Source organism: Micromonospora sp. LOL_015 (assembly GCF_048060275.1).
Classification (GTDB): Bacteria; Actinomycetota; Actinomycetes; order Mycobacteriales; family Micromonosporaceae; genus Micromonospora_E.
Window position 1 is genome coordinate 1 of record NZ_JBHMIO010000080.1, and the last position, 11,336, is coordinate 11,336.

General features: G+C 71.5%; 11 protein-coding genes and 1 pseudogene. 5 read left to right on the forward strand and 7 right to left on the reverse strand.

Annotated elements, in window-relative coordinates; genetic code table 11:
- A partial coding sequence (locus ACFHWU_RS27900) for a hypothetical protein (RefSeq protein ID WP_416592127.1) occupies window positions 1-512 on the forward strand: 512 nt, incomplete at its 5' end.
- A gap of 40 nt (window positions 513-552) precedes the next feature.
- On the opposite strand, the gene ACFHWU_RS27905 is transcribed toward ACFHWU_RS27900, so the two are convergent.
- The 3 genes from ACFHWU_RS27905 to ACFHWU_RS27915 all read right to left on the reverse strand — a co-directional run bounded on the left by ACFHWU_RS27905 (window position 553) and on the right by ACFHWU_RS27915 (window position 2,281).
- Window positions 553-1,248, reverse strand: coding sequence for a VIT1/CCC1 transporter family protein (locus ACFHWU_RS27905; RefSeq protein ID WP_416592128.1), 696 nt, complete (start codon window positions 1,246-1,248; stop codon window positions 553-555).
- Between the two features lie 111 nt (window positions 1,249-1,359).
- Window positions 1,360-1,737, reverse strand: a complete 378-nt coding sequence (locus ACFHWU_RS27910) for a hypothetical protein (RefSeq protein ID WP_416592129.1) — start codon at window positions 1,735-1,737, stop codon at window positions 1,360-1,362.
- 55 nt (window positions 1,738-1,792) lie between these two features.
- On the reverse strand, window positions 1,793-2,281 hold the full coding sequence (locus ACFHWU_RS27915) for a helix-turn-helix domain-containing protein (RefSeq protein WP_416592130.1): 489 nt from the start codon (window positions 2,279-2,281) through the stop codon (window positions 1,793-1,795).
- 151 nt (window positions 2,282-2,432) lie between these two features.
- Here ACFHWU_RS27915 and ACFHWU_RS27920 point away from each other — a divergent pair, with 151 nt between their 5' ends.
- Entirely contained in the window at window positions 2,433-2,888 is a 456-nt protein-coding gene (locus tag ACFHWU_RS27920; RefSeq protein ID WP_416592131.1) for a hypothetical protein, read from the forward strand.
- A gap of 52 nt (window positions 2,889-2,940) precedes the next feature.
- On the opposite strand, the gene ACFHWU_RS27925 is transcribed toward ACFHWU_RS27920, so the two are convergent.
- Entirely contained in the window at window positions 2,941-4,707 is a 1,767-nt protein-coding gene (locus ACFHWU_RS27925) for a glycoside hydrolase family 3 protein (RefSeq protein ID WP_416592132.1), read from the reverse strand.
- Window positions 4,708-4,798: 91 nt separating this feature from the next.
- Here ACFHWU_RS27925 and ACFHWU_RS27930 point away from each other — a divergent pair, with 91 nt between their 5' ends.
- On the forward strand, window positions 4,799-6,106 hold the full coding sequence (locus ACFHWU_RS27930; protein ID WP_416592134.1) for a glycosyltransferase: 1,308 nt from the start codon (window positions 4,799-4,801) through the stop codon (window positions 6,104-6,106).
- Here the strand turns inward: ACFHWU_RS27930 and ACFHWU_RS27935 are convergent.
- Together ACFHWU_RS27935 and ACFHWU_RS27940 are read right to left on the reverse strand one after the other, a co-directional pair.
- On the reverse strand, window positions 6,039-7,853 hold the full coding sequence (locus ACFHWU_RS27935; protein WP_416592136.1) for a glycoside hydrolase family 15 protein: 1,815 nt from the start codon (window positions 7,851-7,853) through the stop codon (window positions 6,039-6,041). The genes ACFHWU_RS27930 and ACFHWU_RS27935 overlap by 68 nt on opposite strands.
- Window positions 7,854-7,918: 65 nt before the next feature.
- The gene (locus ACFHWU_RS27940) at window positions 7,919-8,998 is read right to left on the reverse strand and encodes a hypothetical protein (RefSeq protein WP_416592137.1); all 1,080 of its coding nucleotides are present in this window, start codon (window positions 8,996-8,998) and stop codon (window positions 7,919-7,921) included.
- A gap of 385 nt (window positions 8,999-9,383) precedes the next feature.
- Between ACFHWU_RS27940 and ACFHWU_RS27945 the strand changes: the two genes are divergently transcribed.
- Entirely contained in the window at window positions 9,384-9,929 is a 546-nt protein-coding gene (locus tag ACFHWU_RS27945; protein WP_416592138.1) for a peptidase inhibitor family I36 protein, read from the forward strand.
- A 205-nt stretch (window positions 9,930-10,134) separates the two neighbouring features.
- The gene (locus ACFHWU_RS27950) at window positions 10,135-10,914 is read left to right on the forward strand and encodes a S1 family peptidase (protein ID WP_416556649.1); all 780 of its coding nucleotides are present in this window, start codon (window positions 10,135-10,137) and stop codon (window positions 10,912-10,914) included.
- Window positions 10,915-10,941: 27 nt separating this feature from the next.
- Here ACFHWU_RS27950 and ACFHWU_RS27955 read toward each other — a convergent pair.
- Window positions 10,942-11,256: pseudogene (locus tag ACFHWU_RS27955) on the reverse strand (ATP-binding protein); the annotation flags it as partial.
- Between the last annotated feature and the right edge of the window lie 80 nt (window positions 11,257-11,336).

The following is an 11,336-nucleotide window of genomic DNA, read 5'->3' on the forward strand; positions in this document are numbered from 1 at the left end:
CCGGTGGCGACCCGCTCGACGCGTACCTCGGTGAAGTCGGCGCCACCTACGACGGCGCCCGGATCATGGTCCTGGCCACCGGCTGGCCCGGCCCCACCCTCGACGAACTCGCCGCCCTGACCCGCGGCCTCGGCCTCGCCCTCGACATCACCGTCATCGACCACCGCAACACCATCGGCCGACCCGAACTGTCCCAGGGCCACTCCTGGTCCGTCCGGGTCGTCGACCCCCCCTTGGCCGTCGACCCCGTCGCCACCAGCGCCGCCCTGCCCGAAGCCGTCGCACTCTGCCACCGCTACCTGCACGGCGCACTGCGCGCCGCCATCCCCACCGACCAGGAGAAGCCGATCCCCGTCCCACAACACGCCGCGGCGGCCGGCACTCTCCCCGACACCACAACCCACATCACGCAGGTACGCCGCCACGCCGCCACCCAACCCGGCCAGCCCGTCACCGTCCGACTCCACCCCGACGGCACCCACACCCTCACGGACCATCCGAGGAGGTGTTGATCGCAGCAATAGTTCGTCGGCGGCGTGGTCGAAGGTCGGCTCAGAGCACCGTCGCGCCGACGAACTGCCCGATGGCGAAGGTGACGGCCATGGCCAGGGCACCACCGGCAACGAGTCTGACCACCGCCCGCCCCACGTTGGCAGAGCCCAGTCTCGCGCTCACCGCACCCGTCACCGCGAGTGTGAGCAGCACGACGGCGAACGTCACGGCCACCCGCGCGTCGGGTGGTGGCAGCAGGATCGCGATCAGCGGCAGCAGTGACCCGAGGGTGAAGGCGATCGCCGAGGCGGCGGCTGCGTGCCAGGGGTTGGTCAGCGAATCCGGGTCGATCCGCAACTCGACGTCGGCGTGCGCGGCGAAGGCGTCCTTCGCGGTCAGTTCCTCCGCTACCAGGCGGGCGGTTCCGACGGTCAGGCCCTTCGCGACGTAGAGCGCGGTCAGCTCGTCCAACTCCTGCTCGGGGAACCGTTCGAGCTCGGTGCGCTCCTTCGCCAGCAGCGCCCGTTCGGAGTCACGTTGGCTGCTCACCGAAACGTACTCGCCCAGCGCCATGGAAACGGCGCCCGCCGCCACCCCTGCGACCCCCGCGGTCAGGACGGGGCCGGTGGCGATGGTCGCGCCGGCCACCCCCACGACGAGACCGGCCGTCGACACGATGCCGTCGTTGGCACCGAGCACTCCGGCGCGTAACCAGTTCAACCGGGTGGAGATCCCGCCGCCATGCGGTTCACCCACGTGAATCGTGCCGGGCCAGCCGGCTCCCGTACCTTCGGCTTTCATCCGGATCACCTGCCTCCGCCACCGTACGGCGGGGCGTCCTGCGACGGCAACGAAGCTTAGCCTGCGCTACGGCTGGACGAAGCGTGGCGTCGACGTGGTCGGCGAACGCGGCCGGACCTTCGCTGCCGCGAGAAGACCCTGTAGGTGTTCGGCAAATTTCGGAGCACCGCACGCGCTGAGCCGGTCAAGCAGGTCGTGCAAACCCATCTTTGGGTTTCCTTCCGCTCGGCCTGTCTCCGCGCTCTGCCGCTTGATCACATCGACCACCAGGGCTGGCGCCAGATCGTATTGAAGGCACAGGAAGCGGTCGGGTGTCAGTGTCTCTATGTTGAGCGGATCCATGACCTCACGGGGGAAGTGCCTCACGTTGTTCGTCACCACGACGTCTGCTCGGCCAACGACGGCTGCCGCCAGGACGTGTCGATCGCCGAAATCGTTCTTCATCTCCACGGTGAGGGACTCATATCCGGTGACCAGGGCGTCGGTGAAACCGTCCGCTTCACGCCTGGTTGTCGTCGCCTTCAGTGGATTCGTCGGCGGTGAGGTCGTACAGCCCCAACGCGATGCTGTCGGCTGTCAACTGATCGAGCAGTTGCCTACGCTCCACCCGCCGCTGCTCCTGATATCGCAGTACGTCCGCGAGCTTGATGCGACGATGGCTGCTCGGGCGTTCGTGAGGAATTTTCCCTTCCTCCAGGAGTTTCGTCAGGGTCGGCCGCGAGATGCCGAGCATGTCGGCGGCTTGCTGCGTAGTGAGAGTCGTATGTTGCGGGGCGATCGTCACGGCATAGCCGCTGGCCAGTGCCTCAAGTGCCTTGACGAGAATGTCGTGTAGGCCGTCGGGAATGGGGCGAGACGCGCTGCCATCGGCGCTCACCAGCCGAGCGCGGCCGGTCGGCGGCTGGTGTCCCCGATCACGGAGCACTTGCAGCAGGTCGACGACTTCCGCGCTGTCGGCGTCGTCGGGGAGGATCGTCTGCTCGTCCATGACCCTGGCAGCTGTCATGCTGCAAGCGTCCGATCAAAACGTAAGATTCGCAAGGTGGACATGGGAAGCTTGGCAACATCGTGAATTACGGACAAAATCCCCCGCTGCTCCACTGCGTTAACCTCCCGGGCGGGCGGGTACGAGCCTGCTCATGCGGCGAATCTGGAGTGGGCTGCTGGCCGGTGCCGCCGGCACCAGCGCCCTCAACATGGTCACCTACCTCGACATGGCCGGCCGCGCCCGGCCGGCGAGCAGCACCCCGCAGCGCAGCGTCGGTCGGCTCGCCGAGACGCTGCACGTCGACCTCGGCGACGAGGAGACAGCCCGCAACCGGCGGGCCGGGCTCGGGCCGCTGCTCGGCTACGCGACCGGCCTCGGTGCCGGCGCGTTGTACGCCGTGGCCGGCCCTCGCCGGGCACCGGTCTGGGCGGCAACCGGGCTGCTCGCCATGCTGGCGATGGCCGGCTCGGACGCGCCGATGACCCTGCTCAAGGTGACCGACCCGCGGCAGTGGAGCGCTGCCGACTGGGCGTCGGACATCGTGCCGCACCTGGCGTACGGGCTGGTCGCCGCCGCCGTGCTGCACCGCCTCCGGGCCCGCGACTGATCTGCCCGGCCACCCCTGACCTGCCCGGCCACCCCTGACCTGCCCGGTCCGGTCAGAACGTCAGCCCGTGGCCGCACCGGAACAACGGGTCCGGGTCGTCGAACGGGGCGTCCGGCTGCCCGGCGAGCACGGCTCGTTGACTGGCCGGCAGATCGACCGGCAGCCGGCCGGTCGGTGCCGGCTCCCCGGCGAGCACGTCGACCAGTGCGGTGTCCTCGACGCCGAAACTGACCAGCAGGGTGCCGACCCGGTCGGCGAGCGGCGTGAGCACCGCCGGCCGGTCCAGGTAGACGTCCACGACGGTGGGCACCGCCGCAGCGACCGCCAGCACCCGGTCCAGCGCACCCGGCGGGAACTCCAACGGCCCGGCGTGGAAGTACGCCTCCACCGGGCCGGGCCGCCGCTCGTACGGCGCGGCCAGCCGCAGCACCGCCACGTCCGCCTGACCCGGCTCCGACACCACCGGCCACCTGCCACCCAGCGTGGCCCGCAGTGGGCCCTCGGCGTACACCCGCAGGCCGGGGGCGAGCGGCAACCGGGCCGGACTGTCCGGCGGGGCCTGCCGCAGCAGCGTCACGCAGGCCCGCTGGGCGGCCAGCCCGGCAGCGCGGGCCGGTGGGCCACCGACCACCTGCGCGGCGTGCTCCGGGTCGACGTAGCGGTGCTCGAACAGGCCGAGCCGCAGCTTGTCGTGCAGGACGCGGCGGGCCGACTCGTCGATCCGGTCCTCGGTGACCTGGCCGCTGCGGACCAGGTCGACCACCAGGTCCGGGCGGGCCTCGCCGCCGAACTGGTCCACCCCGGCGTGCAGCGCGGTACGCAGCCGCTGTGCCGGTTCGAGGTGTTCGACGCCCCAGGCGCGGGCCGGTCGGCGTTCGCTCCGGAAAGAGGCGTCGGTCAGTACGCCCCAGTCGGCGCAGATCACCCCGGTGAAGCCGAGTTGCTGGCGCAGCAGCCCGGTCACCACCTCGTGGTTGAAGGCGAACGCCACCGGCGGCAGTTCGGTGCCGACCGGCAGCCCGTAGCCGAGCATCACCTGCGCGGCACCGGCCCGGACGGCCGCCACGAACGGCGCCAGGTGGGCGGCGAGGCGGCCACCCGGGTAGGCCTGCTCGGCGCCGTACCGAAAATGGGGGTCCTCGCCGGTGCGGACCGGGCCGTCGCCGGGAAAGTGCTTGACCAGCGCGGCGACGCTGTCCGGTCCGAGCGTCGGACCCTGCAACCCGGACAGGTATGCCACCGTCAGCCGGCTGACCAGCTCCGGGTCCTCGCCGAAGGTGCCCAGTACCCGTGGCCAGCGCGGGTCCGTGGCGACGTCCGCCTGCGGGTGCAGCGCGGCCCGGATGCCGACCGCCAGGTACTCCCGCCGGACGGTGTCGGCGTGCCGTCGCACCAGCTCCGGGTCGCTGGTGGCGGCCAGCCCCAGCGGTTCCGGCCAGGTGGAGAAGGCACCGGCCAGCGCCGCCGTGTTGGGGTTGGCGGACCGGGCGTGCCGGGGATCGGTGGAAACCGTCACCGGTACGCCGAGCCGGGTCGACGATGCCAGGTCCTGCAGCTGGTTGTGCCAGCGGGCCAGGTCGGCCGGTGCCGCAGTGCCGACCAGGTTGACTTGGCTGATCCGGCGGTGCAGGACGATCTCCTCGGCGGCGAGTAGACCGGCGTCCGGGTCGGCCGGCGCGAGGGTGCCGCCCGGACCGATGCCGATCATCGGGTGGAACAGCAGCCCGGCCTTTTCCGCCAGGTTCATCCGGCCCAGCAGGTCGTCCGCCTGCTGCTGCGATGGCCGCGATCGGCTGACGGTCGGCTGCTGGGTGGTCACCGGGCCGACGGTAACGGGGTGCGCGCCGCCGGGTAGGCGATTCGGTGGGGATCCGGTGGTTTGTCGGGCCGGCCGGCGGGAAAGGTGCGGGATGCCGCGACGACGGGTGCTCGTATTCAGTATCCCCAACGAGGGACACCTCAACATCCTGAAACGGCTGATCCGCCGGCACCGGGCCGAGGACAGCTTCCGCTTGGTGCTCGTCGACCGGCAGACCACCGTGCCCCGGTTGGGTGACCTGGCCGGGTCGACCGTCGCTTTGCCGGGTTGCCGCGAGTTCCGCAACACTCCGGCGGACCGGGTGTTCGACCGGGCGTACCGGTTGTTCGGCGAATGCCTGGCGGTGGCCCGCGCCTACCGCCCCGACCTGGTGCTGTATGACTTCTGCGCGATCGAGGGCGCGCTGGTCGCCCGCCGGCTGGGCGTGCCGGCGTGGTGCTCGGTGCCGGGACTGGTCGGGCCGATGACGGACGCCGGGTATCTGCGGCACTGCCTGACGGCGTCGGCGAACACGGCGGCGCTGGACGCTCTGGACCGGCGGTACGGCGTCACGCTCGACCCGGCAACGGTGGAACTCGTCTCGAACTGTCTGCACCTGCCGGCCGAGCAGAACATCCTCTGGTCATACCGTGCGGTCACGCCGCCCGACTTCCGGGACAACCGCGCGACGGTCGGCTACCGCTTCGCCGGGTACCTCTCCGACGGCTGGCCGTCCCGGAACCGGCCGGCCAGCCAGGACGGCCGGGGCGCAGGCTGGCAGCGCCGGGGCACCGACCCGGCCCGGCCGGTCGTCTACCTGTCCTTCGGCACCGAGGTGCTGGACAACCTCTGGTACGCCGAGCCGGAACTGGTCGGCGCGCTGCGCCGGTGCGTCGCCGGCCTGGCCCGGCACTGGTCCTCGGCCGACCTGACGGTGGTCTTCCCGACCCGGGGCCGCCGGATCCTGGACCGGTACCCGGCGAACTGGGTGATCCGGCACGCCGTCGACCAGCAGCGGGTGCTCAGCCGGGCCGACGTGTTCGTCACCCACGGCGGCAGCAACAGCTTCCACGAGGCGATCATCGCCGGGGTGCCGATGGTCGTCGTGCCGTTCTTCGGCGATCAACCGCTGGTCGCCCGGCAGGCGGTCCGGCTCGGCATCGGGATCAGCCTCGACGCGGGTGCCCGCACCGGGCGGGACGCCGCGTACCGGTTGTTGGACGTCGGCTGCGCCGACCGGATCGCCGCTGCGGTGTGGCGGGTTCTCGACGATCGACGGTACCGGGCGAACCTCGGCGGCCTGGACCTGACGGCGGTGGCCGCACTGGCACCGACGGACGACGAACGCCCGGTTACCCGACGGGTGGGCCCGGTGGTTGCGACGCCTCCCCGGTCCGGGACAGCGTCCACGCCGCGTTGATCAGGCCGATGTGCGACAGCCCCTGCGGGAAGTTGCCGATCAGGGTGCCGTCGCGGCGGTCCACCTCCTCGGCGAGCAGCCCGAGATCGTTCGCGCACCCGGTGGCCGCTTCGAAGACCTGGCGGGCCCGGTCGTGCCGGCCGGCCAACGCGAGTGCCTCGGCCAGCCAGTAGGAGCAGATCAGGAAGGCTCCTTCGTCCTCGCCGCCGGTCCACCGCTGGACCAGTCCGTCGTGGGTCAGGTCCGCCTCGATGGCGTCGATCGTGGCGACCACCCTGGGGTCGGTGCCGGGCAGGAACCCCATGATCGGCATGATCAGAACGCCGGAGTCGAGGTGGTCGGAGCCGAACGCCCCGGTGAACGCCTGGCGCCGGTCGCTCCAACCTTCGTCGAGGACCGCCGCGCGGATCTGTTCCCGGGTCCGGCGCCAACGGTCGACGTCGCGCTCGGCGTGCAGCGCCGGCGCGAGCCCGACGGCCCGGTCCAGCGCCACCCAGCACATCAGCTTCGAGGTGAGGTAGTGGCGTTCGCCCTCCCTGCCCTCCCAGATCCCGGAGTCCGGCTGGGACCAGGTACGGCAGGCCCGCTCGGCAAGGCCCCGGAGCAGGTGTACCGTGCCCGTCGCCAGCTCGCCGAGCTGGTCGCGCAGGATCCAGGCACCGTGCATCACCTCGCCGAGTACGTCGAGCTGCCGCTGCCGCCAGGCGTCGTTGCCGACCCGGACCGGCGTCGAGCCCTGGTAGCCGCGCAGGTGCTCCAGATCGTGCTCGGTCAGGTCCCGCTCGCCGCCGACCCCGAACATGATCGGCACCGGTTGCTCGGTGGGCAGCTCACCGACCGAGTCGGCGATCCAGTCGAAGAACCGGTGCGCCTCGTCCGGGCAGGCGGCCACCCACAGCGCCTGCATGGTGAACGCCCCGTCGCGCAGCCAGGCGTACCGGTAGTCCCAGTTCGCGCCGCCGCCGACCTCCTCGGGCAGCGAGGTGGTCGGCGCGGCCACCACCGCACCGGTCGGCTGATAGGTCAGCGCCTGCAGCACCAGCGCGCTGCGCCGTACCTGTTCCTGGTAGAGCCCCTGGTAGCTGTGGTGCTCGTCGGCCCAGGACCGCCAGCCGGCGACGGTGTCGTCCACGGTGTACCGCTGGTCGTCGGCCGGCGGCGCGGTGTCGTCGGCCAGCAGGTGCCGCAGCGCGAACCGTACGGTCTGCCCGGCGGTGCGGGTGAGCCGGCCGGCGATCCGGTCCACCCCGGCGGACAGCTCGGCCGGCAGCGGGTCGCCGGTCAGGACCAGCCGGTCACTGCCGCCGACCAGCTCGATCCGCCTGTCGTCGCCGGTGACCACCGGGACGACCCGGCCGTACTCGGGCCGGACCACCAGGTCGACGTCGATCTGCACGGTGCCGGAGAGGACGTCGACCCGGCGCAGCAGTACGTGCGGTGAGGTGTCGCCGATGCGGTGGCCGCGTTCGCCGGGGCCGAGGGCCAGCGCGTCGGTGAGCCGCAGCTCGCCGTCGGCGGTCCGGAAGTCGGTCTGCAGCACCATCGTGTCCGCCAGGTATCGGCGGGCGGTGCGGTGCCCGTCGACCGGGGTGATGGACCAGTGTCCGGCGTCGGGGTCGAGCAGCCGGGCGAAGACGCTCGGCGCGTCGAATCGGGCCGGGCACCACCAGTCGACGGAGCCGTCCGCGGACAGTAACGCCGCTCCCTGGCAGTCACTCAGGAGCCCGTAGCTGGCGATGTCGGGCATCGTCACCGGGTACCCGCCCGCCGCAGGTTCATGCCGGCCGTCCGGGGCGGGTACCCGGTGACGGTTCAGTCGGCCGGTTCGGCGCCGAGTCGACCGACCCGGCCGGAGCGCAGGAACACCAGGTAGTGGGTGACGGTGCCGGCCGCCGCGCGGTCGTCGGCGGGTAGGGCCACCCGCTCGTAGCTGAGCAGCCGACCGGTGGCGGTGTCGATCACGGCGGTGTCCCGCACCGGCCGGCCGTCCATCCCGCCGGTCGCGCTGACCGCGACGCCGGACCGGCCGGCGCGGTCCAGCACCGGACCGTGGGTGACCAGCTCGGCGTCGGCGAGGACGGCCAGGGCGGCGGCCCGCTGGGCCGGGGACAGGTCGTGGAACCGGTAGAGGCCGACGACAGCCCGCAGCGCGGCCTGCGGGCCTTCGTGCATCGGCTGTTCCTCGGCGAGCTGGCCGGCCAGCACCGTCCGGTCGGCGGCGGGATCGGGTACGGCGACACCGAGCGCGCCGGGCGGGTACTCGACCACCTCGGCGGGCCGGTCCGGTTCCGCCGGGTCGACCCGGGTCTCCTGCCCGGACCGGTCGGCGGCCCACCACAGTCGCCGGTCGTACGCTCCGCCGTCCTGCCCGGTGGCGGGATCGTCGCGCCACCAGGCCCGCAGGTGGACATAGGTGTAGCGGTCGGCGGTGGCCGGCTGGTCGGGAACCGGTTGATCCAGTGCTGGTTGGTCGACTGCTGGTTGGTCGACTGCTGGTTGGTCGAGTGCGTGGACGTGCCGGGCGATCGCCGCCAGCTGGTGGCGGGCCGGGGCGGTGCCCGCGCCGGCGGTCAGCGGCAGCGGCTGTTCCGGGTCGGCGAGGACCGGGTCGGTGGTGCCCGGTCCGGCCGGACCGGGCACGCTGTACGAGCGGACGACTTCGACCCCGACGATTAGCAGCACCACCAGAACGACCGCAGGGACCGCGACCCGCCACAGCCTGGGCCGCCACAGCCAGCGGGTCGATTCCTGCGCCGACCGGTGCTGATGCGCGAGGGCTATCAGGTTCGTGACCTCGAGGCGCTGAAACAGTACCGTCCACAGCAGCGCATGATGCTGACTCACCTGTTCCCCGAGCCAGGCATTGAGCTCTGCCGCATCTTCTGCATCCACAATGCTCCTCGGTGCTCGTTACGGTGACGTCGTCGCAATCGGAGCTGCCGGTTCCGGCATCCGTCTTATAAGAGGCGTCAGCGTGCCAGATCGTGCCTGTTGATTTTTGTTGATCATGGTCAATTGTTCCAGGATGTGGAACACGAGAAAGTCGCGCTTTGCGAGGTGGCAGTTGTCGGCCGAAAGTTGCAGCTCAGTCCGGGTCGGAGAGACGCGATCGTGTCCACCTATTCACCGACGTAGATATGGCGATCTCGTCGGTTGATTGGCTACCGTCGGCGGTGTCGTGTTGAGAAGTTCCTAACTGGGCACTGAGGGGTGACGGCGACCTTGTCGGTACGCCCAACCCACTTCTGGACGCCACCCGGAGCAACTGGAGCCCGCCATGACGCCACGCACTCGGATCCGTCGCCGGACCCCACACCTGAGCCGGCGGTTGGTGCCCGCCGTACTGGCCGTCGCCGTGCTGGCCACCGGCCTGCAGCCCGGCGTCGCCGCGACCGGTCCCACCGCCGTTCAGTCGCGGATGGACGCCTACCTGGCGGCCCACCCCGGCGGCACCCAGATCGACGAGACCGACATCGCCTACTCCGGCGGGATGTTCATCGTCAGTGTGGTCCGCACCGCCGAAGCCGGGCCGCTCGCCGGTCCGGACTGCCCCGGCGGCTGGTTCTGCTTCTACGACGGCACCAACTACACCTATCCTCGGGGCCGGCTCAGCGACTGCGGATGGCAGGACCTCGGCCGCTGGGGGTGGCGCAACCGGACCGAGTCCGTGCACTACAACCTCAACTACGGCAGCACCACCTTCCTCGACGAGACCGGCTCGACCGACACCAAACTCTTTGTGGTCGACACGGCCCGCCGGACCGTGCCCGACGTGTCGCCGCACCGCAACCGGGCCGACTACGTCTACCGCGCGTGCAGCTGAGGTTCCGTGCGGTGACGGACTGCCGGTGAGCCGGTACCGCCACCGGGGCCGGGCGGGTAGATGTAGGGAAAAGTCCATGTCCGATGGTCAGCGGGTCGACCTAGCGTCGAGACGTCCAACGTCCAACGTCCGCTGCCCGCCGGCACCGGTACCGCCCAGCCTGCGACCCGGTCGTCCGGTGCGGCCATCCGACAAGGAACCAACTGTGTCCCGTACCCTCGCCTCCCGCCTGGCCACGGCGGCGCTCGCGCTGGCCGTGACGGCCGGCCTCGGCCTGGCCACCGCCGGGCCGGCCGGTGCCGTCGCCAACGGCACGATCGTCCCCGACGGCAAGTACCAGTTCTCGGTGAAGCTGACGATGACCGGCATCCCGACGGCCGACGGTGGCCGCCGCAACAGCGCCTGCTCCGGGGCCCTGATCCACCCGCAGTGGGTGGTCACCGCCGGGCACTGCTTCCGGACCTTCGACGGGGTACGGGTCGACCGCCCGGTCGCCGACCTGACCACCGCGACCGTCGGCCGGGCGGACCTCACCGGCGACGGCGGCCAGGTCGCCACCGTGATCGCGGTACGCCAGTCGTCCACCAACGACCTGGCGCTGGCAAAGCTGGACCAGCCGGTACGCGGCATCAAGCCGATCGCCCTGGCCCACCGGCCGCCGCAGGTCGGCGCAATCGTCCGGCTCACCGGATACGGCGCCGACAACTCGGTCGACCCGGTGCCGTCGACCGTGCTGCGCACCGGGCTGTTCGCCGTCACCGAGGTCGCCGACTCGACCATCGGCGTGACCGGCCGGTACCCGCACCCGGACACCAGCGCCTGCCCGTACGACTCCGGTGCCCCGTATTTCGTCGAGCGGGGTCGCCGCGGTCCGGCGCTGGTGTCGGTGGAGAGCTTCGGCCCGGACTGCCCGCACTCCGACGTCGAGACGACGTCGCGGGTCGACAACATCGCCGACTGGATTCGCCAGGCGATCCGGGGCTGACCACCGTCCCGGCAGGGTGATGGTGACCCGGGTACCGGCGCCGGAAAGGTCGAGCACCAGCCGGCGGGCCATCCGGTTGATCAGGTCGAGCCCGCGCCCCCGGTCGGACCCGTCGTGCGAGTGTCCCCGCCAATGCCCCCGGTCAGTGACCTCGACCCGGACCTGCTGCCGGTCCAGCAGCATCACCCGCAACGCGACCGGGCCACCCGGACGCCCGTGGTAGGCGTGCTCCAACGAGTTGATCAGGGCCTCGTTGCAGGTGGCCAACAGCGCGTCGACCTGATTCGGCGTCAGGTCGTTGCCGGCGGACCGGTCCCGCAGCGCCCGGCGCGCGGCGGACAGGCACCTGGCCGCGCCGCTCGACTAGGGCGTGTATCAAAGTCGGTCACAGCCACTCGTTGATCGCCGCGACCTGCACGGTC